This window comes from Vibrio sp. T9 (assembly GCF_003123985.1).
Lineage (GTDB): Bacteria > Pseudomonadota > Gammaproteobacteria > Enterobacterales > Vibrionaceae > Vibrio > Vibrio diabolicus.
The window spans coordinates 98,177-121,154 of the sequence record NZ_NIGY01000003.1 but is presented as its reverse complement, the minus strand read 5'-3'; the positions used below and the strand labels follow the sequence as shown (position 1 = coordinate 121,154).

21 protein-coding genes are annotated in these 22,978 nt (G+C 45.9%); 8 read left to right on the top strand and 13 right to left on the bottom strand.

All coding sequences use genetic code 11. The annotated features are described in order from the left end of the window. Positions 1-35 precede the first annotated feature (35 nt). Positions 36-1,532, top strand: a complete 1,497-nt coding sequence (locus CBX98_RS07315; protein WP_005395321.1) for an MFS transporter — start codon at positions 36-38, stop codon at positions 1,530-1,532. A gap of 77 nt (positions 1,533-1,609) precedes the next feature. On the opposite strand, the gene CBX98_RS07310 is transcribed toward CBX98_RS07315, so the two are convergent. Next, positions 1,610-1,846: a hypothetical protein gene (locus tag CBX98_RS07310; RefSeq protein WP_005395322.1), complete on the bottom strand. Its 237-nt coding sequence runs from the start codon at positions 1,844-1,846 to the stop codon at positions 1,610-1,612. A 256-nt stretch (positions 1,847-2,102) separates the two neighbouring features. Between CBX98_RS07310 and CBX98_RS07305 the strand changes: the two genes are divergently transcribed. Next, the gene (locus tag CBX98_RS07305) at positions 2,103-2,978 is read left to right on the top strand and encodes a LysR family transcriptional regulator (protein WP_047008005.1); all 876 of its coding nucleotides are present in this window, start codon (positions 2,103-2,105) and stop codon (positions 2,976-2,978) included. Here CBX98_RS07305 and CBX98_RS07300 read toward each other — a convergent pair. From CBX98_RS07300 to CBX98_RS07275, 6 genes are all read right to left on the bottom strand, one after another. Next, positions 2,975-3,748 carry an aminoglycoside phosphotransferase family protein gene (locus CBX98_RS07300; RefSeq protein WP_109168869.1) on the bottom strand — a complete coding sequence of 258 codons (774 nt, stop codon included), beginning with the start codon at positions 3,746-3,748 and terminating at the stop codon, positions 2,975-2,977. The two genes, CBX98_RS07305 and CBX98_RS07300, sit on opposite strands and share 4 nt — an antisense overlap. Before the next feature lie 161 nt (positions 3,749-3,909). Further along, positions 3,910-4,779 carry a LysR substrate-binding domain-containing protein gene (locus CBX98_RS07295; RefSeq protein ID WP_109168868.1) on the bottom strand — a complete coding sequence of 290 codons (870 nt, stop codon included), beginning with the start codon at positions 4,777-4,779 and terminating at the stop codon, positions 3,910-3,912. Between the two features lie 136 nt (positions 4,780-4,915). Continuing rightward, entirely contained in the window at positions 4,916-5,896 is a 981-nt protein-coding gene (locus CBX98_RS07290) for an OmpA family protein (RefSeq protein WP_109168867.1), read from the bottom strand. Positions 5,897-6,352: 456 nt separating this feature from the next. Beyond that, positions 6,353-7,477, bottom strand: a complete 1,125-nt coding sequence (locus CBX98_RS07285; RefSeq protein WP_109168866.1) for a M14-type cytosolic carboxypeptidase — start codon at positions 7,475-7,477, stop codon at positions 6,353-6,355. 113 nt (positions 7,478-7,590) lie between these two features. Beyond that, a complete protein-coding gene (locus CBX98_RS07280; protein ID WP_109168865.1) occupies positions 7,591-8,991 on the bottom strand; it encodes an FAD-dependent oxidoreductase in 1,401 nt (466 codons plus the stop codon). A 216-nt stretch (positions 8,992-9,207) separates the two neighbouring features. Then, the gene (locus CBX98_RS07275) at positions 9,208-9,567 is read right to left on the bottom strand and encodes a DUF3316 domain-containing protein (protein ID WP_005395335.1); all 360 of its coding nucleotides are present in this window, start codon (positions 9,565-9,567) and stop codon (positions 9,208-9,210) included. 424 nt (positions 9,568-9,991) lie between these two features. On the opposite strand from CBX98_RS07275, the gene CBX98_RS07270 reads away from it, so the two are divergent. Further along, positions 9,992-10,900, top strand: coding sequence for a VirK/YbjX family protein (locus tag CBX98_RS07270; RefSeq protein WP_172605936.1), 909 nt, complete (start codon positions 9,992-9,994; stop codon positions 10,898-10,900). A 52-nt stretch (positions 10,901-10,952) separates the two neighbouring features. Then, a complete protein-coding gene (locus tag CBX98_RS07265; protein WP_047008000.1) occupies positions 10,953-11,504 on the top strand; it encodes a porin family protein in 552 nt (183 codons plus the stop codon). Between the two features lie 47 nt (positions 11,505-11,551). Here CBX98_RS07265 and CBX98_RS07260 read toward each other — a convergent pair whose 3' ends face one another. From CBX98_RS07260 to CBX98_RS07240, 5 genes are all read right to left on the bottom strand, one after another. Beyond that, positions 11,552-12,460: an EamA family transporter gene (locus tag CBX98_RS07260; protein WP_109168863.1), complete on the bottom strand. Its 909-nt coding sequence runs from the start codon at positions 12,458-12,460 to the stop codon at positions 11,552-11,554. A gap of 131 nt (positions 12,461-12,591) precedes the next feature. Further along, positions 12,592-13,293, bottom strand: a complete 702-nt coding sequence (phnR, locus tag CBX98_RS07255) for a phosphonate utilization transcriptional regulator PhnR (protein WP_053808131.1) — start codon at positions 13,291-13,293, stop codon at positions 12,592-12,594. 9 nt (positions 13,294-13,302) lie between these two features. Then, positions 13,303-15,027: a putative 2-aminoethylphosphonate ABC transporter permease subunit gene (locus CBX98_RS07250; protein WP_109168862.1), complete on the bottom strand. Its 1,725-nt coding sequence runs from the start codon at positions 15,025-15,027 to the stop codon at positions 13,303-13,305. A gap of 8 nt (positions 15,028-15,035) precedes the next feature. Continuing rightward, entirely contained in the window at positions 15,036-16,142 is a 1,107-nt protein-coding gene (locus CBX98_RS07245; RefSeq protein ID WP_109168861.1) for a putative 2-aminoethylphosphonate ABC transporter ATP-binding protein, read from the bottom strand. Positions 16,143-16,467: 325 nt separating this feature from the next. Next, the gene (locus CBX98_RS07240; protein WP_109168860.1) at positions 16,468-17,478 is read right to left on the bottom strand and encodes a putative 2-aminoethylphosphonate ABC transporter substrate-binding protein; all 1,011 of its coding nucleotides are present in this window, start codon (positions 17,476-17,478) and stop codon (positions 16,468-16,470) included. A 267-nt stretch (positions 17,479-17,745) separates the two neighbouring features. Between CBX98_RS07240 and phnW the strand changes: the two genes are divergently transcribed. The 3 genes from phnW to phnX all read left to right on the top strand — a co-directional run bounded on the left by phnW (position 17,746) and on the right by phnX (position 21,160). After that, complete coding sequence (gene phnW, locus CBX98_RS07235; protein ID WP_109168859.1) at positions 17,746-18,849, top strand: 2-aminoethylphosphonate--pyruvate transaminase; 1,104 nt, start codon at positions 17,746-17,748, stop codon at positions 18,847-18,849. Between the two features lie 26 nt (positions 18,850-18,875). Continuing rightward, complete coding sequence (locus CBX98_RS07230) at positions 18,876-20,255, top strand: aspartate aminotransferase family protein (protein ID WP_109168858.1); 1,380 nt, start codon at positions 18,876-18,878, stop codon at positions 20,253-20,255. A gap of 89 nt (positions 20,256-20,344) precedes the next feature. Then, a complete protein-coding gene (phnX, locus tag CBX98_RS07225; protein WP_047007994.1) occupies positions 20,345-21,160 on the top strand; it encodes a phosphonoacetaldehyde hydrolase in 816 nt (271 codons plus the stop codon). A gap of 76 nt (positions 21,161-21,236) precedes the next feature. Here phnX and CBX98_RS07220 read toward each other — a convergent pair whose 3' ends face one another. Next, a complete protein-coding gene (locus CBX98_RS07220) occupies positions 21,237-22,265 on the bottom strand; it encodes a LacI family DNA-binding transcriptional regulator (protein ID WP_109168857.1) in 1,029 nt (342 codons plus the stop codon). Positions 22,266-22,514: 249 nt separating this feature from the next. On the opposite strand from CBX98_RS07220, the gene CBX98_RS07215 reads away from it, so the two are divergent. Next, entirely contained in the window at positions 22,515-22,958 is a 444-nt protein-coding gene (locus tag CBX98_RS07215) for a PTS sugar transporter subunit IIA (protein ID WP_109168856.1), read from the top strand. The last annotated feature ends 20 nt before the right edge of the window (positions 22,959-22,978 follow it).

The window sequence follows — 22,978 nt, the reverse complement described above, 5'->3', positions numbered from 1 at the left end:
TACCTACCTTTCTCCGCTAATGTGAGTACAAAATTATGTGGAATAAACTCAATAAATCCATGATGTTCTGCCAAATGATGTTTGGCTTATCATTTTACGGTGTATTAGTAAGTCTAACTCGGTTTTTTCTAGAGGATCTAAATTACAACGAAGCCGATACGATGATGATCGTTGGTGCTTTTTCGGCGATCGGGCCACTTTTCGCGATTGCGGGCGGCTTTATTGCAGATAAGTTTTTAGGCGCTTATCGCTCACTTTCTATCGCATATTTCGCTTTTGCATCCGGTTACGTATTACTCGTGCTGGGGGCTTCTGCTTCTAACGTTCCACTTTCAATGTGTGGTATTGCGCTCGCCAGTTATGGCCGCGGCTTGATGTCACCCTCTTACCCTAGCCTCTATAAACGAACGTTCAAATCACAAGAAGATTTTGAAAAAGGATACCCAATCAATTATTCAGTGAATAATGTTGGCGCCTTTTTAGGTCAATATTTGTTCCCAATGATTGTCCTTGTGATCGGCTTTAATGGCGGTTTTACCATCTCTGCTGTTATGGCAGCAGCGGCATTGATCATGCTATTGGTATTCCGCAAAGATCTTGTTGGCGTAGCCTCTGAGCTTGATCAAAAAACCGTAAGTTTAAAAAACTGGGTACTCTTTGCATTGATTTCATTGGCAATGATCGCGTTGGTATTTTTCATGTTTTCAAACATGGATATTGGCCAAAATATCGTATACGCCATCGGAGGGGCGGCGATCGCATACTTCATATCTCTGATGCTTAAAGCAAGCAAAGCTGAGTCTTTGAAGATGGGGACCATCTTAATTGTGACCTTGCTGACAACCTGTTTCTTTGTTTACTACGGACAAATGATGACCTCGATGAACATGGTGGCTATCAACACATTAAAAGGCTCTCTATTTGGTTTTATTCCGCTCGAACCAGAAGCAGCAATGGCAATGAACCCGCTTTGGTGTATGGTTGGTGGTCCTATCGTAGCTGGCTTTTTTGGGTTGCTGGAAAAGCGCGATATCTACCTCTCTACCGCGACAAAAATCGCCTTGGCATTTGTACTGACCGCGATAGCGTTTGGTATCTTGACGTTTGCCGTGACTACCGTGGGTGAAGATGTCGTGATCATGCCAGAAATCTTTCTCGCTATTCACTTCTTCCAGGCGATTGCAGAAGTCATCGTGGGTTCGATGGTCGTAGCGTTTATTCTTTCCGTCGCGCCGAAGCACATCGAAAACTTCTCTGTTAGCCTATTTTCTGTGGCAATCGCATTGAGCGGTATTATTGGTGCTGCATTTTCAACCTCTATCGCGTTAGAGAAAGGACAGACCATCACACAAGACATTGTACAAAACGTATATGGTGATTATTTCCAATTACTCACTGTCCTTGCTGTCGTGATGGTCGCTATCGCAATGGCAGCGTCACTCATTATTCGCAAGATGCTTGATGCGGCGAAAGAAAGCGATACTCAAGCGCAACCAGTCGAGATCGAAGCTGGGGTTGAAGTTCAAAGCTGAGTTTGATGATTTACCTATCTCAAAATATAAAAAATGCCGCGATATTCGCGGCATTTTCTTAACAACAACATCTTCGATTAATCACGTCGACCACGAAGTTCAATTTTTTGTGTAGCAGCATCCGTTTGGATGATTACCCCGCCATAGGCCGTTTCATTTCGACCTTTCAGCGTCAGTTGAGAATCTGCGCGCTCGACGTCGACCTGATTTTTCGTAGCCATCGTCATATCAATCGTGCCCGTGTATGACCCATCGCCAGCTAATGCTATGTTTGTTGAGCAAACCATCAAACCAAGTGCGATTAATTTTTTCATACGTCACCTCTGTTTTTGTTCTTACTTTCTTTGGATGAAAAAACTGTAACAACAGAAACATGTTCATACGAGGAAAGTCATCATTTACCAAATGGAAATCCAAACCACTAAATTGATATGACCAAGCATATTTGCTGTCCACCGTCGCCTTCAATAAACCATAAGATACGACAGCATGCTTAAATTGACCGAACGTTGTCTTTTATTCAGAAATTCAGAGATATGATTTCTCGGCAGAAGATAAATGAGACGATGTATGAGCATTAATCTGGACATTCAAAACGTATTGGTACTAAAACGGATGTATGAGTTACGTAGCGTCCGATTGGTGGCAGATTCACTCGGAAAGACCTCAGGATCAATCAGCAAAAACCTGACAAAAATGAAAGCGCAGCTCGATGATCCTTTGTTCATTCAGACTAAAAATGGCTTTGAACCGACCGCTTTTGTCGAAGCGAACATGCCACATTTTGAACAAATACTCACCAGTATTGATTCCATCAAACCACAGAGTTTTTCACCCGCTCATTTTGACGGCTCGATCACTATTTATGCGAACACATTGTTTTGGGATTACTTTGGTGACAAGTTTTACTTAGAATTACTAAAACACGCCCCAAAAGCAAAGTTCTCTTGTTTACGTTGGGGGAGCGACGCGAAAAAGCGATTAACTGAGGGTGAAAACGCTATTGCGATTCATTATTTTGATGAGGATCTTCCGCAGTCAATTATTCAAAACGAACTAGGTCGAGGAAAAGCCGTATTTTTTGTTCGAGATGAGCATCCCGCTCAACATTTCCAAGAGCTAGAAAACTACCCCTTTTTACTTTTCAAAACGCCGGGATGGAACGACTACCGATACCCGTTGTTGGAAAGACTCAACCATATGGGGTTCAGAACCACACCTAAGGTAGAAATTGAACACCCTGCGATGATTCAAAAAGTGCTCCTACAAACGGATCATTTTGGTATAACCATGAGTGGACATGTGCCTAAGGGCTGCCGAAGTATCGCGCTTCCTGGCGGGTTAGAACTTGATGTTCGCTACGTGATGAGCTGTCGTCGCTCACAACAGCAAGCCCCGATAAACCAGTGGTTATTCAATGTCATTAAAGATATCACCCAGCCCTAACCTAAAAGTCCTAGGGTGATGACTTGTCTATGTTTTCTTAGGTACTCGATATCGTTGAGGTAAGCGGTATGATGGCAATCTTCTAGGTTCGCTTGAAACCTATCATCACCTTGAGCTGCGACCCCTCTCATATAATCAACTAACGCGGAGAGTCGATGTGTCATCACCTCCACCAGCTCTTCCCGTTCCAATCTCGAACAGCCATAAGCGTCACAGAAAAGTTTTGCGCGCTGAATTTGTTGTTCCAAACAGCCCATTTTATCGTGCTCATCGGTTTTAAATGGTGCCCAACCATAGACCGAAAAAGCGACGTCCCAAACTCTTGGCGCCGGATGCGCCGTATCAAAATCAAACACACCAACGACAAACTCTCCACGGAGTGCCACGTTATATGGCATGAAATCACCATGACAAATAACCTCTTGTGGTGTTCGTGGTGGCAGCATCCAGTGCAGCGTTTCATTTTGATATTGCTTAAGGAAACCCTCAGATGCATCGTGCATATCGCGTAACATTTTTGCCGCAGATTGGAGCGCGGAAACAGAAGCAATGTTGCCAATCAATGGATAGTTGTAAGTCTCTCCTTCGACATAGCTAACCCACTCTTTTCCTTTTTCAATACCAACCGCTTTAGGGCATGCCGTAAAGCCTCGTGAATGAAGATAGGTAAGTAGCTGATGGATAGTCATCGTCCAATAACTGGCAGGACGAGATATCAAATTCCCTTTTCGATAGATGGCATTTTCTCTACCGCCTTGCATTGTTTCCATAACAGTATCCTGTGTGGATTAAGCGCGCATCAGATAACGTAAAGTTAGATCATCATACACTCAAAGCTTTTAGAGAAGGTTGACTGACCCTATAAGAAACCGCGCATTTTGTTAGGTAAATCGCAAGAATAAGTACCGCTGTAAAAATAGACCGTAAAACATCAAAGGCTTTGTATTAACCATTGGGCAAAGGTGTTTACGTGTGACTTTTCTGATGCTCTAACCATCATATAGTGTGCGCCGGAGCTGGGCATACCCCAATCTCCGATTTGCACTAATATCCCCTGTTGCAGCTCATCCTCAACAAGAAAGTCTCTCACCAGCAAGACACCAAGTTGATTGGTTGCAGCTTGAATAGCAAGCAATGAATGTTCAAATTCGGCTATCACTTTGCTCACCTTGCCTTGATAACCTTGGTACGCAAACCATACCTGCCAAGATTCATGATAACCCCCGGTGCAAATTTTAGGTGTTTGAGACAACTTCGTGAGGTCATCAATCGGATTTAACTGAATAAAGCCGGGGCTTGCTACAACGATCCAGTTTTCTAGGGTAAGCTGAATAGCTTGTTGCTCTTGCCAATCGCCATCTCCGTTAATAATTTCTATATCTGCAATCGCACTGGCGTTTGGAACCGTATTCGCGGTTGTCGAGATCTTAAAGGAAACATCTGGAAATTGACGCTGAAAATCGGCCAGCCTTGGCATTAGCCATTGCGAGCAAAAACTGTGGGCGACATGTAAGGTAATTTGCTTGTTCTGTGGGCGAGTAAATAAATGATGGGTAGAGGTTGATAAGGTTTGAAGCACATGGTTAACCACCGGCCAGTATTCTTTTGCTGAGCTGGTCAGCGTAAGGTGCGTACCCTTGCGCTCGAATAATGTTGCATTTAACTGCAGTTCTAGCGATTTCACCTGCTGACTGACGGCCGCACGGGTCACATTTAGCTCCTCTGCGGCTTTAGTGAAGCTCTGTAATCGCGCCGTGGCTTCAAACGCTCGGAGCAAATTAAGCGGCGGTAAACTTTGCATAACACTCTCCCAAATACTCAGTAGCCATGGTATGAACTGGTGATGACAAATTGATGAAAGTGCTGAGTTTGTTAAGCGGGATCAAAAAAGCCAGCGTGATACACGCTGGCTTTTGGAACTGTCTCTTAAGCAGGAATTATTCTGCTTTCTCAGTGGTTTGGTATTCAAACGCAGGGACAACTACTTCAACACGACGGTTCATTTGACGACCTTGACGTGTTTCGTTGCTTGCTACTGGGTTAGCTTCACCCATGCCTTTCACTGTCATACGCTCAGCCGCAATACCTTTTGCTTGGAACTCGTCAGCAACGGCTTTCGCGCGTTTTTCTGTAAGTTGCTGGTTGTACGCAGCAGAACCCGTCGTATCACTGTAACCCGTGATCTCAACTTGAGCTTGTGGGTAAGTGTTCATCAGATCAACGGTACCAGAAAGGGTCGATGCATCTTTCACTTCTGCACTTTCTAGGTCGAATTGTACTGTCGCTGTTGTTTGAGCAGGGTAAACATGCTCAACAATACGTGTTGCAGGGCGTGTTTCTACTACTTCCTCAACCACTTCTTCTTGAACTACTGGCTCAGAGCCGAACTTGTAGTTAAAACCAATACCGAAGAAATCTGAATCCATATCTTCAATCACGTCATCAGACATATCTTGGTAACGTTGGTATTCAGCACGTAGGCTCCAGTTGTAGTTGATTTGGTATTCAGCACCCAGAGAGCCTGTTGGTACGAAATCTTTTTCGTCACCCGCCATCATGTATGCAGCACCAACTTTCGCGAATAGATTCCAAGAATCCGTTAGCGGTAGGTTGAATTTAGGAGCAAGAGTCAACGCCCAAAGATCACCGTCAACGGTGTTTAGGCCCGGCTTTTTGAAGTTTGCAGTGAAGTCACCAAGGTAATCAACACCGTACTCTGCTGCAACGTACTCGTTGAAGCTGTAGCCCAGGTGCATAGATGCTGCAAAACTGTCGTCGTCACAAGGTTCGTTTAGGTAACACGCATCATTTAGAGAGTTGTAACCTACTTTACCGCCCATGTAAGTGTCAGCAAGTGCAACGTTTGAGATCACACCACCAGCAAGTACAGTAGCCACTGCTATAGCGATTTTTTTCATTATTCTTTTCCTTTTTCTTGTACACAAAGCAACACATCGAGGCAGCATACTGCCGTAAAATATGAAGCCGTAACTTTCTCTTTTCTTCGAACAGAAATAGCTAAATAGCGTAGGAAAGAATCAAAAATGATATTCAAACGCCAATGACGTAAAACGGAGAAAGATAACCTCAAGACCATCTATTCATGAGCTTCATCCGCATACCCAACCGAGAAATAAAGTCTCGTTGCGTTGGTTTAGCCATAGTCAATTCGTTGCGGAGAATATCACAAAATAGCCAGTTTTCTGTGACGCAAATCACCATAAAAACCCATTTTCTCAAATTTAAGAATCGACATTTAAGCCTGTGAATGGCAACAAATTTTTACAGGAGAGAATGGATATCGAAGGCATAAAAAAACAGCTCATTTAAAATGAGCTGTTTTCGAAATAATGAACAGACGTGAACTTATCGAACTAGATTTTATCCGCCACGGTAAGCGTTGCAGCTAAGACATCTTGCCCAAATAATACACTGCGTTCTGGTGACCAACCATAAAGCGGATCTGGGTGATTGTTGTTATCTTTAAATGGCATCTCGATCGTGTACGACAGGCATTTGAACTGCTCCGCGACCCAGTTTGAGCCTACCGTCAAATTCGCTTTACCCGGCTCATCTTTATCATAACCAATCTCATCTTGGAACTCAGGTGTAATAGTCAGTAGCGCTTGCTTAAATGATGCCTCTAAAGCGGCAAGATTTTCATCGTAAGAAGGAATACCTTCTGAGCCAGCGACGAAGTTATACGGAATCGCTTCATCTCCATGAATATCTAAAAACATGTCAACACCCGTTTCCAGCATGCGCTGACGCACAAGGTAGACTTCTGGACTTTTCTCCATAGACGGAGTTTGCCACTCACGGTTCAAGTTCACGCCTACCGCGTTCGTACGTAAGTGACCGCGAATACCACCGTCTGGGTTCATGTTTGGTACCACGTAAAGCACTGCTTTTTCCAGTAATGCACGCGTAACCGTGTCATTTTCATCCAGTAAACGTTGGATCATGCCTTCCATGAACCATTCAGCCATGGTTTCACCCGGATGTTGGCGTGCAATCATCCAGATTTTCTTTTTGCCTTCTTCTGGCTCACCAAACGTTAGCAAGCTCATGTCATTGCCGTCTAATGTGTGGCCTAATGTTTCTAGTTGGCAGTGGTGCGCGCTTTGTGCCATGTGTAACAAGTCTAAATGACGATCGTATGTGTAAGGCGCAAAGTACGCGAAGTAAATTGAGCTACGCTCAGGGATAACAGTGAAAGTCAGCGTGTCACCATCGAACTCTGCTGGTATACGGAACCATTCTTCACGGTCGTAAGACGCCACGACATCGTAACCTTGCCACCCTTCTGGATAAGCCGACTTAGCCAAATCAAGCAGTTTGATCGTGTGCGACTGCTCGGCTTCGGTTTCTAGACGGAAATGGAACCACTGGTAGAATTCCGACATATTGTCATTAGGGATTTTAAGTTGGATGTCATTTTTGTCGTCCGCTTTCACTACGTGAATGCTGCCGCTATCGAAGTTGCTGAATACTTTCATTATATTACTCACCTTTTAAATCTGAGCTTGAAAGACAGAGGCTAACACAAGGCTACATCGCCCCCCAATGACTTTCACTGCAAACTGTCTCGTTTGTGGCTAAAGTCTTCAGTTTAGTCGAGCTTATCCGCTTTGCCTGCTGGTCCTGCGAGTTTCGCTAGCCATTTATCCCAAACAAACGGATGTTTCTCATTGTCTTCCGCTTCCTCTTTTCGGCGAACAGCATTTCGTACCATCATTGCTCCCAGCCAACGTATTGGTTCTGGTGGAAAATACCCAAGCGGTCCTTGCGCTAAACCACTTCGCGTCCATTCGTTATCTAGCCCTAACACCAACGACGATAAAATCTTTCCACCCATTCGAGTTTGGGCAACGCCGTTACCTGAATAACCAAACCCGTAAAAGACATTACTTTGCTCATCCAATTGGCCAAAAAAAGGAAACCCAGTTGCGGAACGATCCGAACCGCCAGTCCAAGAGTACTCAAATTCAGTCCCTTTTAAGCGAGGAAAAAGGTTGTCGAATGATTTTTTTAGTAGCGTTTGATAACGCGTCGGCTTGTTAAACATCGCATCAACTTGGTTGTTGAAAGAGAACTGATTACCGCCTTTACCTAGCATCAAACGGCCATCTGGCGTATCTCGGTAATAATGTACGAAGATGCGTGAGTCCAAGACACTCGAACCCGCTTGCCAACCAGATTGAGACAAAGTATCACCAAGCGGTTTGGTAATAACCATATCCGAAGACACCACAACAATACTGTTTTTGAACTGCTTAAATTGCTCAACCATCCATGCGTTCAATGCCAGCACCACCTGCTGTGCTTGAATTTTGCCTTCAGGAGTACAAACAGTCGCAGGTTTTCCATAATCTAGACGCGTCATTGGCGTGTTCTCATAAACTTCTACACCCAGATCAATAGCAACACGGCGTAACCCTCGCGCAAGTAAGGCGGGTTGTACGTTAGCAGCAACCGGAGAGTGGTAGCCTTCAATATGGCGAGGTGAACCCGCATTAGCACACAGTTCCTCCACCGAGCAACGACGCCAACTGTTCACATCTAGCCGTTGTAACTCGTCGACAACTGGCTGCATGCCACCTTTCTGAGCCTGATTGGTTGCGGTGTAATAAACCCCTTTTAACGATAATTGCGCATCGATATTGTATTGCTGACAAAAGTCGTCAATCTCCAACACCGCTTGTTCCGACTCTTTTACCAACCAAACAGCATGTTCTTCACCGAATAACCGTTTCAACGTCGGGAACTTGGTAGACCATGTCAGCATACAGCCGCCATTCGCGCCAGATGCCCCACTGCCACACAAGCCCTTTTCGATAACAACCACCTGTTTTTCAGGAGATTGCTGCTTAATCATAATCGCTGTCCAAAGTCCGGTGTAGCCACCACCGACAATAGCAACATCGGTATCAATATTTTGATGTAATGGTTGCGGCGTTTCTGGCTGTTCAGCTTCAATGGCCTGTTTGAACCAGTATGAACTATGTGTCATCGGATATCCTTGTTAGTGCGTTGCATCGTTTCTGTAAACACTTTACAAACGATGAGCACAATCAACGAGCAAGAATATCTAACGCTGAGCGATAGCAAATGTTGCGCTAAGAGAGTGGAAGTTTCTGCTATCAATGAATACAAAAATGGGGAGCAGCGCTCCCCAAAACAAACAGCAAGGATATAAATTATCGGAAAATCGAGACCGTCTTACTGGTTAGTATTTACCGGTTTCACGCATGCGGTACTCGTATTGAACATTGAGAATAGGCTGGTATACAACTTGCCCGTCACTTTGCAAGAACTCATTCACCATGACTTTTGAGTCAGTGATAGAAAACGACTGGCGATCAACATACTCTGTAAGGCTTGTAAACTCGTCACGAAGCTGACCTGGTGATTTGCTTTGATAGTTCTGAATCATGTCACGACCCATTTCATAAGCCGCTTGTTTGCTATCCATAACATCACCATGGATCGTTTCGGTATCGTTCGTCCACTGATAGCCACCAGCAAAAACAACAGAAGGTGCAGCAGTCAGAGCAATCATACTTGCTAAAGTCATTAAGCGTTTCATAAACCTCTCCTTACTTACCTTTATATCGGGCCTAAATTGGCTCGATATTTATAAGGTACGTATAAAGACCAGAAACACGTCAAAATAATTTCAAATAACGTTCAATTCTTGTTCAACTCATTTCACTTTAACTTAGCAACACGGCATCATACTCTGCCAACACGAGCATTTTTCTACCTCGTAGTCACAACGTTCAAAGTGGCTTCCAAACTGACATTTCCTTACCAACCCATACAATACCTAAGGTCAATTTTCTCTTAGAATCCCAACAAAAGAACAGTGTTCAAAACCTTATATAAACGTCGGGCACAGCAAAACCTCCCCTTTTAGTAGTGCTTTGCATTTCCCCCTTTTTCGGGTTCTTCGCTGCTCGTCCGTCGGTTCTTAATTGTGGCTGTTGAGCACACGTTAATCTGGAGTGAAAATGACCGCGAACAAATCCATTTTTTACCATAGCAAATCAATTTACTCAGATGATTATGCTGATGTCTATAAGCCAATTTGGACCTATAGAGCTAAGTTCATCTTGCGCGCACTTTACTACAAACGAGCGTTTAAGCACCTGTCAGATAATATTGAATCGTCATTGCTAAAGATGCTTTGTGCACGTACGCACCGATTTTTAGAAAAACCGTTTCGTCCCTACATCATCAAAAATAACTCAGCGTTCGATCGTTCAAACCTAGTGGTTGATCACTACAAAACCATTTCAGAGCTGTTTTCTAAACAGACCATTGAAGAGATCTATACCGATTCGACAGGCTTAACATTAACATCATTTGAAATCGACGAGACATTGTACTCTGTGCGATTGGTGTACGAAGCGCGTTACCAAAAAGAAGGCGACATGAGCCTAGTGCTACACAGCGCGGAGGATGGCAACTTCTATACGCTCTCATTTACTCTCGGCCACATAGAATCTGGACGCAGCATTATGATTGGCGGCTTGCAAGGGCCACGCAGCAGTGAAGAGAACAACGCGAAAATTAAAAAGTTAACTCGTAAGCTTTACGGGCAAAGACCAAAAAGCTTGATGGTGAGTTTGCTCACTTTACTCGCGCAAATTTGGGAAGTGAATACGATTCTAGCGGTAAAAACACAATCCCATACTTATGCTGCACGACGCTACAGTAAAGGACGAATCAAAACGGATTACGATGCACTCTGGCAAGAGTTGGGCGGCACCGAATACAACCGTCATTTCTACTCACTCGATGTGAATGCCCCGCGTCGTGATATCGAAGGCATGTCGCGTTCTAAGCGTTCTATGTATCGACGTCGTTACGAATGGTTAGACAATACCAAAACGGTGTTCATAACAAGGCTACGTTAACCCAACGCACCACATGACGTTTTGTTTTTTCATTTTATGATTCGGAGTTTTTATGTCTTACAAGTACGCCGTTGCATGCTTACTGTCCGCACTTTCCTTAACGGCTCATGCACAACCAACCCAACATGTTGTTGGAGCAAATTTAGGCTACGGTAATGTTAGTTACGATGTGAACAATAGCCATGATGAAGGTGACATGTTCCTTGGTGATGTATATTACCGTTACATGTTCGATCACAACTTTGGTATTGAAGCCGGCTATAAGGGCGCATTTAACGGCATTGGCTCCGTACTTATCAGTCCCTTAACAGAAATCACCGATGTCAGTTATGGCGGGCCTCGACTTAGCGGTTACGCAAGTTACCCTCTGGGAGCTGGCTTTGAGCTTTACGGGAAAGGCGGTATCACTTACTACACGTTAAGTTACACGCTTAAAAACAATGGTCAGAATAAAGAATATGACGAGTCTAGTCTTGGCGGAGAAGCCGCTGCTGGTGTCGCTTGGGCCTATAAACACTTTGGTTTGAACTTAGAGTACAACTACGCCAAGAATAGCGATTTTGATTCTGGCGGTGTGATGTTTGGTGCACAATTGCGATTTTAAAAATTTAGCTGTGCCAAGGCACCGAATCGACATCGGTGCCTTATACCTCAAGCAGAGCTCAATGACATAATGATTCCGCTCAGGATCAACAGCACCCCGACGCCTCGCGTGAAATACCATTTTTCAGCCAACAACCACACGCCCATTAATAAACCAAATACAATGCTGATTTGTCGCAAAGCCACAACAAGGCTGACGTTATCAGTCATGGTCATCGCAAACAACACCATGCCGTAGGTGGATGCCATCATGATGCCAGCCATGCTCGCACTTTTGCGTATCATCCAAGCGGTTTGTAGTTCTTGCTGACTCCCCGAAACAATACACCACAATAAAACCGGTACTCCCATAACCCAAAACTGCACGCCTAGATAAAAGATCGCGCTATAGTGGTCGTTAAGAATGGTCGATGTTTGTTGAGTTAGCAGATTCAATGCTTGCTTGTCCACAACGGAATAACCCGTCGTGCCAAATGCTGCAATCAACGCCCAAAACACACCAACATTCAGGTACTCCCCAAGAGTAATTTGACGAAAACTGGTCACTGGAACTAGGACACAACCTAAAGTAATAAGCAGGAAACCCAACCACTGCTGAGCATTCAACTCATAACCTAAGGCGACGGTGAGTGCGCCCACCATCATTACAGGAAGTGCTCTCGCAATCGGATAAATCACTCCCACATCGGAGTGCTTGTAGGCCACGATCAAACCAACCAAATAGACGATTTGAGATAAACCACTGATAAACAGCATTCCCCAAAACACGTTGGGCAACGTCGCCCAGCCAATGTTAAAGAGATACCAAATAAGATAAGGCGTGAGCAGAAGGCAAGCAGATAAACTTGCCGCCATCGTAAACGCGAGCCCTGAACCAGCGTTGCTTTTACCAAGAATATTCCAGCCAGCATGCATAACCGCAGACAATACAACGAGTGCTATTGCCAAGAGATCCATTCCGTTTTCCTGTTTATGATATTTAGATACCCTCATGGTGCTTGGGTACAACAAAGGCCCCAATATGGAGCCTTTGAATTTGAGATATAAACTGCTCGCCGCCAACTAGACAGATGACCAGCAAACAGAGATTAATTCAGCTCTGCGACAGACTCGATGCTGATGGCATCATGACGCCAGTATTCGATGTCACAGTCAATCAACTCACCATGTTGGTTGTAGTTGATACGTTCAACCACCATTGCAGGCGTACCAGAAGTCGCGCGCAATGCCTGTGCCACCTCACCCAACAAAGTACTAGTCGAAATGCGGTAACGAATTTTTTGATACGTCACACCGTAGTGTTCACGATAAATGTCGGTTAACGAGTTTGATAAATCATAAGACAATAAGTTGGGAAATATGTCTGGTCGAATGTAGTTCGTGACATAAACCACCGGACGCTCTTCTAGGTAACGAACGCGGTCGACACGAAATACGTCTGAAAACGGCTGAAGGTCCAACAAACGAGCGGCCAATTTATTAGCCAAGGTGCCTTTTGCGGCTATCACTTCTGTTTTTGGCACGCGATTTTGCGCTTTTGCCATGTTTGGGAAGTTCAACGTTTGGGTTGGGTCGTAACGCAATGGCTCAGGTGAGATAAACCAGCCTCGGCGGTCTTCGCGATAGATTCGACCTTCCGCTTCGAGCAGTGATAAAGCTTCACGCAAAGTGACGCGTGTAGTATCGAACGACTCCGCCAACTTACGCTCTGCTGGCAGTTTTTGACGCGGCGATAGCATGCCCGCTTCAATCTGTTCAACAATCGAATCTTTAATTTTTACGTATTGCACGAAGTGTCCTTATCTCTTGCGCCAAGCTTGTGTGCGATTCTCTAACAATTTACCCAAAGTCATCTGAACAATCTTCGCAATTGCCGCAGCCATCATAATCATCACAGCCATTGCCGCTGCAGCGCCAGTTTGACCTGCATCGTCCATATTCAGAATCGAGACCGAAGCCGGAATCGTATCGGTTGAGTAAAGGAATACTACCGCAGAAGTGGTGGTCAATGCATTAACAAACAAGTAAGTCGCAATGTCCAAAATCGCAGGTAAACACACAGGTAATGTCACTTTAAAGAACAACTTGTATTGAGGAAGCTTCACCGATGCCGCCGTGGCTTCAATTTCCGATGGCAACTGCTTTAGCGCTGTCAGGGCAGTCATGTGACCCACCGTGTAGTAATGCACTACCGTGTTAATTACCAAGAATGCCATGGTGCCATAAAGCACATTCAGCGGATTGTTCGCATCATTGAAGTAAAAGATGTAACCCAAGCCAAGCACCATACCCGGAACCGCCATTGGCACCACGCTGAGCATTTGCATCACCTGACGAATTGGACCAAATGCACGCCCTTTCTCAATGCAGTAAGCACCGACAAAGATGATGGCTGTACCAATAACTGCCGTCCAACCTGCAAGTGTTAGCGAGTTGAAGAATGGGCTCCAACCGTAAGTGCTCATTTCAGCAAAGTTGTAGTTGTTTAGCGTCAGCGCTTTGTTCCAAGGCCAGAACGTAACTAACGAGCCATACACCGCCATGCCAAGCACAGCCAACACTGCGATAGAAATGATGCTGCAGTAAACCAGACAAATGCTGTCGCGCGCTTTGTTAGGTTCTGGCTGATAAGGCACCGAGCGTGTGTCGAATAAGCTCTTTTGCTTTTTCTGTACCCAGCGGTCTGCGCCGAACGCCATTACCGCAGGGAATAACAACATAATGCTGGTTACCGCTCCCATGGCAAAGTTTTGTTGTCCCACAACTTGCTTGAAGATGTCAGTCGCCAGAACGTTATAGCTGCCACCAATCACTTTCGGCACACCAAAGTCCGTGATAACTAGTGTAAAGACGACGATAAGCGTACTGATCAAACCGTATTTCGCCGCAGGTAACGTCACTATAAAGAAGCTTTTGATTGGTGAGGTTTTCAGTGCGCGGGCAGCTTCATACAAACGGGCATCTGAAGTACGCAGCGAAGTGGTCAAAATCATCAATGCGTGAGGGAAGGTCCAGAAAATCAAACCCATCGAGATACCAATCACACCGTAAACCGAGTTTCCTAACAACATCTCTTTGGCAATGCCTTGATTACCGAAAAGGAAGATCAAACTGATCGCCGGCAACAACGAAGGCGCAAGAATTGGCGCAGTGCCTAGGATTTGAAACAAACCTTTAAACGGCATACATGAACGAGTCAGCGCGTAGGCATAACCAAACGCAAGCACACCCACTACCGAGGTCACTATCACGCCCAAAGTGAAGGTGTTTCCCACCGACACCCACAAGCTTGAAGAGGAAAAGTACGTCGCAAAATTTGCCAATCCGACAAATTCGCCATTGGCATTTTGCACACTCTTGGTCAACATTGCCCAAAGCGGCATTAAGATGAACAGCACCATCATGGTCGACAAACCAGCGAGCAAACCGAACAACACAAGGTTGTCGCGGCTAACACGTCCGAGTAGGGATTTTGCTTTGTCTTGCGTGGTCAGGCTATTCATCGTCATTGTCTTCGCATCCATGTTTACACCTACGCTGCTAGCGCTTTATCAACCGAGGGCACGGCGTAACCATGCAGCCCTTCTTCAGCAAACTGGATGTAACGTACATCGCCCGCCTTGATATTGAGTTTTTGAACCGTTTCCACAGGCACATCTACGACGATGGTTTTCGTTGAGCTGTCGTTTTGCAATACGCAATCAATGCGGAAAAACGCCCCTAGAAACTCGGTTGCGGTAACTCGCACAGGTAAAGAGTTGTTGTAGTTTTCAACGAACTTGATGCTTTCAGGACGCACCGCAAGGTCGAAGCGGTCACCACGTTGGATCTTGCGATTGGTCAAGCTTGGTGCTGGCATCAAGGTTTCTGCAATGCGTACTTGGGAGTCCGTCGCGACTGAGGTTTCAATAAAGTTCATGCTGCCGACAAACTCAGCGACAAAGCGCGTTGCTGGTTGTTGGTAGATTTCTTGAGGTGTGCCAACTTGCTCAATCACGCCATGGTTCATTACCACGATACGATCCGCCATCGACAATGCTTCGTCCTGATCGTGCGTAACCATGATGGTGGTGATGCCAAGCTTGCGTTGCAGCTTACAAATCTCGTCACGTAAGTGAACACGCACTTTTGCATCCAGCGCCGATAATGGCTCATCCAATAACAGTAGCCCCGGAGACAATGCCAATGCACGAGCCAAAGCAACACGCTGCTGCTGACCACCAGAAAGTTGGTTAGGGAATTTCTCGCCAGAGGTTGGAAGACCAATGGTTTCTAGCCAGTAATCCACTTTCTCTAGCGCTTCTTTGGTCGACATTCCTTGATTCTTCAAACCCACCGCAATGTTCTCTTGCACAGTTAGGTTCGGAAATAGCGCGTAAGATTGGAATACGATGCCGAAATCGCGTTTCTCTGGTGGTAAGAATGTGGTCTCTTGACCGTTTTGAAAGATTGCACCAGATGCTGGCAAGTCTAAACCTGCAATGGCACGTAATAGAGTGGTTTTACCGCAGCCAGAAGGACCAAGAAAACAAACGAACTCGCCCTTTTCAATCGCTAGCGAGATTTTCTTTAATGCAGTGAACTGTCCGAATTGCTTCACTACATTTTCGATATTTAGGTAATGTTGGTTAGTTGACATAACACACGCTCCAAATGGTATATACCAACTTTAGTTTTTGAGTGTTACGTTCCAATGACAAATTTATAGCCAGAAGATGACAAATAGATGAAGGGAGATGAGGTTTGTTTAAGTGGTAATTAGAGATTCCCGACTCACTCCTCCGTCGCTCTCGAGAATGACGTGGTGAGTGCTGATAGAAGTACCCAACTTTCTCAAGTCCGTCATTCCAGCGAACCTAGGTGAGACTAGGAATCTACTTGTAGCGAACTCTGAAATAAGAGGGAAAACAAAAAATCCACCTCAACCGAGGTGGATTTCAGCATTCAAATTAGAGCAAATTCAATTAAGACTTTGGCTCTGATTTCGCGTCAAATTTCTCAGACCATGTCGCTAAGATTTCTGCACGCTTGCTACCCATTTGCGCGAAGTCCATCTTCGCCATGTTCTCTTGAACGTTCGGGAAGTTAGATACGGTCGCTTTCACTTCTTTATGTGCAACCACTGGGTACATTTCTACGTAAAGCTCATTTGCTGCTTTAGAGATTGACCAGTCGACAACACGCTTCGCGGCATCAGACTCTTTTACTAGGCCAACGGCTTCTGATTCCCAGCCGATACCTTTAGGTGTGATAACCGCAAGTGGTGCACCTTGTGTTTTCAGCTTCGCGCCGCGGCTCGCCATCGAAATACCGATAGCCACTTCACCCATGCCCGCTTGGACACATGGCTTAGAGCCAGAATGTGTGTAGTGTGCAATGTTTTTGTCTAGGTCACGCATGTAGTTCCATGCCTGATCTTCACCCATGTTTTGTAGCCAAGCAGAAACCTGCATGTAGCCAGTGCCTGAAGAAGCTGGGTTAGGCATTGCAATGTGACCTTTGTAAACCGGCTTCGCTAAGTCTTCCCAAGACGTTGGTTTCGGTAGGTTAAGTTGTTTCGCTACCGCTTCGTTGAAACAAACTGCGTTAAAGAACGCATCGTTACCAAACCAAGCTTGGTTTGATTGAGGGTCGTTTAGGTTCGCATGCAGCTCTTCCAAACCTTTTGGTGTGTAAGGCTTAAGAAGACCTTCATCTTTAAGCAGTGCCATTGACGAGCCAGCAAGCCCCCAAACCACTTCCGCTTGAGGGTTGTTCTTTTCTGCCAGCAATTTCGCCGTCATGATACCGGTTGAATCGCGAACCCACTTAATCTTGATATCTGGGTTATCTTTCTCAAACGCAGACTTGTATTTAGCAAGAATGTCAGTTTCGAAAGCGGTGTAAACCGTGACTTCCTGTGCTGCCATTGCATTCGTAGCTAGCAGAGAGACAAGTGCAGCCAGCGATCCTTTCATCAAACGGTTTTTCATCATTTTCTCCAGTTAATTTGGCTAAGTTTTCATTTGGTCTGTACCAGTTGACTGGTATACACCCTACTGAGCCTTTGTGACGAAATTATGACCATTAAATGGCAGTTTTACGAAAATTTGCGATGAATAATCGTTCAATTGATCCGCCTTTTTCTGGATATTAAAGTTTTATGAAATTGGATATTCGCCTATTTACTGCCCTTTTCTTCCTCGCTAGAGTGAACTCGAAATTTGGTGTAGACCAATTAGCCTATTCTGATGGAAATCGAGATGAAAAACGAATACCTACTACTGACTCCAGGTCCTCTATCTACTTCTGAAACAGTACGTGAAGCCATGCTAAAAGACTGGTGTACTTGGGATGATGAATACAACAAAGACATTGTAGAAGTGATCCGCACTAAGCTTGTAAAACTGGCGACGGAGCAAGACGGCTACACCAGCGTACTAATGCAAGGTAGCGGCACCGCATCAGTAGAAGCGACGATTGGCAGCGCCATTGACAAAGATGGAAAGTTGTTGGTAGTCGACAACGGTGCTTACGGTGCGCGTATCGCTCAGATCGCTGATTACCTAAATATTCCATGCCATGTAGTTTCCCCAGGCGAAACATCACAGCCACACTTGAACGAGGTGGAAACTGCATTGGCATCGGATCCTGCTATCACACACGTGGCAATTGTTCACTGTGAGACAACCACTGGCATGCTGAACCCAATTGAGGCATTTGCTTCTGCGGCAAAAGCACACGGTAAAGTGGTGATTCTCGATGCCATGTCGAGCTTTGGTGGCATTCCTATCGATATAGCTGAGCTAGGTATCGATTTTATGATCAGCTCAGCGAACAAATGTATTCAAGGCGTGCCGGGTTTTGGCTTTGTGATTGCAAAACAAACTGAGCTCGAAAAGTGCCAAGGTCAGGCACGTTCTTTGAGCCTTGATCTTTACGACCAGTGGCACTGCATGGAAGTGAACCACGGTAAATGGCGTTTTACATCTCCAACGCACACGGTTCGCGCTTTCTATCAAGCATTGTTAGAACTGGAACAAGAAGGCGGCATTGAGGCTCGTCACAACCGTTACCAAACTAACCAGAAAACACTGGTTGCAGGTATGCGTTCTTTGGGGTTTGAGCCACTACTGAGTGATGATCTTCACTCGCCAATCATCACTTCTTTCTACTCTCCGACTCACAGTGATTACCAATTCAAAACGTTCTACACACGTTTGAAAGAGCAAGGTTTTGTAATTTATCCGGGTAAGGTATCAAACGCAGACTGCTTCCGTATCGGCAACATTGGTGAAGTTTACCCAGCAGATATCGAGCGCTTAATCGGTGCGATTGAAAAAGCGATGTACTGGCAAGTTGCTTAAAGCAGCCTTCTGATTGAGAGAGCGTTATGACTCAGAATATCAAACCGACCCATTCTCGTAGTGAAGGCGATGTCAACACGACACCGGCGCGCCAAGCTTGGAATGCGTCGATGGACGACGAACGCACGCAAGCATTATTGAAGCGCGATTCCGAGGTCTTTCTTCATCAAGCTATGTCGACGCCTTGCTTAGATACCTTGGAAGCAGCGGAAGGCATCTACATCCAAGATGCTACCGGCAAAAAGTACATGGACTTCCATGGCAACAACGTCCATCAGCTGGGCTACGGTCATCCGCATGTGATTAAACGCGTGCAAGATCAAATTGCCAAACTGCCGTTTTCACCACGTCGTTTTACCAACGAGACCGCGATTGAATGTGCCGAAAAACTCACCCAAATCTGTGGCGGCGAATTGAACCGTGTGTTGTTTGCTCCGGGTGGCACATCTGCGGTTGGCATGGCACTTAAACTAGCGCGCCACATCACGGGCAACTACAAGGTGGTGTCTCTGTGGGATTCCTTCCACGGCGCATCATTGGATGCCATCTCAGTAGGTGGCGAAGCGTGTTTCCGCCAAGGCATGGGACCACTAATGGCAGGTGTTGAGCGCATTCCACCAGCCGTATCTTACCGAGGTGCTTTCCCTGTCGCAGACGGCAGCGACGTGCACTACGCCGACTACCTTGAATACGTGATTGAGAAAGAAGGCGGCGTGGGCGCATTTATCGCAGAAGCGGTTCGTAATACCGACGTACAAGTACCGAGTAAAGCCTACTGGAAACGCATCCGTGAAATCTGTGACAAACACAATGTCATGCTGATCATCGACGACATCCCTAACGGTATGGGTCGTAGCGGTGAATGGTTTACCTTCCAAGCTTACGACATCGAGCCAGATATGCTCTGCATCGGTAAAGGTTTGGGTGGTGGCTTAGTGCCTATCGCAGCCATGGTAACCAAAGACAAATACAACACCGCCGAGCAAATCTCCATGGGTCACTACACTCATGAGAAAAGCCCTATCGGTTGTGCTGCGGCACTGGCAACCATGGAAGCCATTGAGCAAGACGGCTTGCTAGATAAAGCCAAAGCCGACAGCCAGTTCATGCGTGAAAAGCTGCTAGAGATGAAAGCCAAGTACCCTGTGATTGGTGATGTTCGTGGCATTGGCATGTTGTGGGGTATTGAGTTGGTCACTGACCACGAAAGCAAGGCACGCGCGTATGACGAAGCGGAAGCTGTGTTGTACCAATGCCTCAACAATGGTGTGAGCTTCAAGGTATCGCAAGGCAATGTGATTCAACTCAGCCCACCGCTGATCATCACCCGCGAACAACTAACAGAAGCGTTGGCGATCTTCGAAGAAGCCATCGCCAAAGTGTGTAAAGACTTTAACTACTTTTAGGGTCAATAGACCTCAACAAAACCAATTTATTCAGAGCGCGGTTCCAACGAGTGGGCAAGCGCTCTGGCAAGCAAGAAAAAGGATTGAACATGAGCAACTCACCAATTCAAGCAGTGATCTTTGACTGGGCTGGCACTATCGTCGATTTCGGCTCTTTCGCGCCAACCAGCATCTTTGTGGAAGCGTTCAAGCAAGGCTTTGATTTCGATATCGACCTTGAAGAGGCGCGTGAACCAATGGGGCTTGGTAAGTGGGACCACATCCAAGCTGTGGGTCGCATTCCTGCGGTTGATAAGCGTTGGAACGAGAAGTTTGGGCGCTCAATGACCAGCGAAGACATCGACGCTATCTATGCGGCATTTATGCCTCTGCAAAAAGCAAAAGTGGCTGACCACGCAGAACCAATCCTCAACGCAGTTGAAGTGGTAAACGGTCTGAAAGACAAAGGCATCAAGATCGGTTCTTGTTCGGGTTACCCTCGCGAAGTAATGGATGTACTGATTCCAGTTGCGGCGGATTACGGCTACCAACCAGATTACGTTGTCGCGACAGACGATCTGCCACAAGGTGGTCGCCCTGCGCCGTTTATGGCACTGAAAAACGTGATTGAGCTTGGTGTAACCGACGTTAAAGCATGCGTCAAAGTGGACGACTCAGCACCAGGCATCTTTGAAGGTCACAATGCGGGCATGTGGACGGTAGGTCTGCTGCTTTCTGGTAACGAAGCGGGTCTGACATTTGAAGAATACCAAGCTGCAGACGAAGCAACCTTAGAGAAAGCTCGTGAAAAAGCACGCGCGAAGTTTATCAAGAGTGCACCTCACTACTTAATCGACACCATCTCCGATCTGCCAGAGGTGATCGTAGATATCGAACAACGCCTAGCCGCGGGCGAACGTCCGTAGTTTTCGCTCGCGAATTCAGAATGTAAAAAGCCTCTCCATATTGAGAGGCTTTTTACATTTATGGAAAGAGGAAGTGTCAGTTAATCGCAGTACTTGCTCGACGCTTTAGCTTAAAGCCCATACTGGTTGGCCGTTCTTCTGGCTCACCTTTGATGGCATGCAACAGTTTTTCTGCCGCCTTGGTGCCCATGCGCTCGTAATCAAATTCTGCCGATGTCAAACTTGGGTAAGCATGCTCCCCCATAGAAGAACCTTCAAGGCAAATAATGGCAATGTCGGTCGGGACTTTGAGCACGCGGCGATGGCACTCAAAGAGCGCACCAATTGCTATCTCCTCATGGCTACACACCAAAGCATTCAAGCTTGAATCGCGCAGCAATAACTTCGCCAATCCTTCCGCACCCAATTGTGAAGATGGCGCTTCATGAGTCGTTAGAAAATGATCTGGGGTGAGATAGTTTTCAATCATTGCGCTTTGCCAACCGTGTAACTGGCGTTGCAACGTCGAGTGATTCCCGCGCGCCCCAATAAAACCAACGTTCTTAAAACCTTGTTCAATCAGGTGTCTGGTACAGGCCTTACCCACTTCGAAGTGATCCACGCCAATGTTGAGATAACTGACCTTTGAGCTCAGTTCGGCAATCTCTAACACTGGCGTATTTGACGCCTCTAACAGTTGATGCGTTCGCTGACTATGCTCACTTCCAAACAGTACAACGCCCGCAGGACGGCTCTCTAAAAAGGTCGAAAGCAACTTTTCTTCTTGCTCAATCGAGTAGTCGCTGTAACCCAGTAATAATTGATAACCCGCTTTGTTTAACGCCTGTTGGAAGCTTGGTAAGAAATGCGCGCATGCTTTTTCAAACAGTGACGGAATGATAAGAGCGATGGAATAACTTTCTGCAGATGCGAGTGCTCCTGCGGCTTTGTTCGGGATATAGCCGAGCTCATCAACCACTTGTTGAATTTTTTCTCTCAGCTTGTCAGATACTAGCTCGGGCGTTCGTAATGCTCGCGACACCGTCATCGTGCCTACGCCGGCTTTTTTAGCGACGTCCGCCAAGGTGACATTGCCGGTACTTCTTCGTTTGCGAGGTTCGCTCATTGTTTTTATTTAATGTTCTCTAATTTCAGCTGCGACATCTTATCACAGCGCTTTAATGGTTTTGATATTAGCGCATTAGAACTCGAACACCAGCACATGAAACTTCGATGCCTGATAAAAATGATAGCGCTATCACAATTAATGGTAGCGCTATCAGATAGCGCTACCATTTGTGATCGCTCTCAGGTTTTTATGGCAAATTGATCGATAAAGTACGCAGCAACAAAACAACAAATCGGAAACATTCCAATGCTACGTGAACTGATTACCTCTGATGTCATTCGCATCCATTCTGACGCAACCGACTGGAAAGATGCGATCAGCAAATCTTGTGAAGCTTTGATTGAAAATGGCGCGATAGAACCAAGTTACGTTGAAGCAATTTACCGCTCGCACGAAGAGCTTGGCCCTTACTACGTGGTAGGTCCTGGCATGGCGATGCCACACGCTCGCCCTGAAGATGGCGTTAACCGTTTATCACTGGCGATCACGGTGATCCAAAACGGCGTCAACTTTAACTCTGAAGAAAATGACCCAGTAAAAATGCTGGTCACGCTAGCGGCAACGGACAGTAATAGCCACGTTGATGCGATTTCGAAACTGGCGGAATTGTTTATGAATGAAGAGCATGTAGGGGCCATCTGCAACGCTCAAAGCAAAGAAGATGTTCTTGCGATCATCGACAAATACTAAGTTTTACTCCTGACATACCC

What these genes read in the sequence shown, in the direction of transcription:
- CBX98_RS07250 (WP_109168862.1), bottom strand. Translation starts at nt 15,027, where the DNA reads ATGGATGCGAAGACAATGACGATGAATAGCCTGACCACGCAAGACAAA.
- CBX98_RS07270 (WP_172605936.1), top strand. Translation starts at nt 9,992, where the DNA reads ATGACCGCGAACAAATCCATTTTTTACCATAGCAAATCAATTTACTCA.
- CBX98_RS07300 (WP_109168869.1), bottom strand. Translation starts at nt 3,748, where the DNA reads ATGGAAACAATGCAAGGCGGTAGAGAAAATGCCATCTATCGAAAAGGG.
- CBX98_RS07315 (WP_005395321.1), top strand. Translation starts at nt 36, where the DNA reads ATGTGGAATAAACTCAATAAATCCATGATGTTCTGCCAAATGATGTTT.
- phnX (WP_047007994.1), top strand. Translation starts at nt 20,345, where the DNA reads ATGAGCAACTCACCAATTCAAGCAGTGATCTTTGACTGGGCTGGCACT.
- CBX98_RS07245 (WP_109168861.1), bottom strand. Translation starts at nt 16,142, where the DNA reads ATGTCAACTAACCAACATTACCTAAATATCGAAAATGTAGTGAAGCAA.
- CBX98_RS07295 (WP_109168868.1), bottom strand. Translation starts at nt 4,779, where the DNA reads ATGCAAAGTTTACCGCCGCTTAATTTGCTCCGAGCGTTTGAAGCCACG.
- CBX98_RS07260 (WP_109168863.1), bottom strand. Translation starts at nt 12,460, where the DNA reads ATGGATCTCTTGGCAATAGCACTCGTTGTATTGTCTGCGGTTATGCAT.
- CBX98_RS07215 (WP_109168856.1), top strand. Translation starts at nt 22,515, where the DNA reads ATGCTACGTGAACTGATTACCTCTGATGTCATTCGCATCCATTCTGAC.
- CBX98_RS07230 (WP_109168858.1), top strand. Translation starts at nt 18,876, where the DNA reads ATGACTCAGAATATCAAACCGACCCATTCTCGTAGTGAAGGCGATGTC.
- phnW (WP_109168859.1), top strand. Translation starts at nt 17,746, where the DNA reads ATGAAAAACGAATACCTACTACTGACTCCAGGTCCTCTATCTACTTCT.
- CBX98_RS07275 (WP_005395335.1), bottom strand. Translation starts at nt 9,567, where the DNA reads ATGAAACGCTTAATGACTTTAGCAAGTATGATTGCTCTGACTGCTGCA.
- CBX98_RS07280 (WP_109168865.1), bottom strand. Translation starts at nt 8,991, where the DNA reads ATGACACATAGTTCATACTGGTTCAAACAGGCCATTGAAGCTGAACAG.
- CBX98_RS07240 (WP_109168860.1), bottom strand. Translation starts at nt 17,478, where the DNA reads ATGATGAAAAACCGTTTGATGAAAGGATCGCTGGCTGCACTTGTCTCT.
- CBX98_RS07290 (WP_109168867.1), bottom strand. Translation starts at nt 5,896, where the DNA reads ATGAAAAAAATCGCTATAGCAGTGGCTACTGTACTTGCTGGTGGTGTG.
- CBX98_RS07305 (WP_047008005.1), top strand. Translation starts at nt 2,103, where the DNA reads ATGAGCATTAATCTGGACATTCAAAACGTATTGGTACTAAAACGGATG.
- CBX98_RS07310 (WP_005395322.1), bottom strand. Translation starts at nt 1,846, where the DNA reads ATGAAAAAATTAATCGCACTTGGTTTGATGGTTTGCTCAACAAACATA.
- CBX98_RS07220 (WP_109168857.1), bottom strand. Translation starts at nt 22,265, where the DNA reads ATGAGCGAACCTCGCAAACGAAGAAGTACCGGCAATGTCACCTTGGCG.
- CBX98_RS07285 (WP_109168866.1), bottom strand. Translation starts at nt 7,477, where the DNA reads ATGAAAGTATTCAGCAACTTCGATAGCGGCAGCATTCACGTAGTGAAA.
- CBX98_RS07265 (WP_047008000.1), top strand. Translation starts at nt 10,953, where the DNA reads ATGTCTTACAAGTACGCCGTTGCATGCTTACTGTCCGCACTTTCCTTA.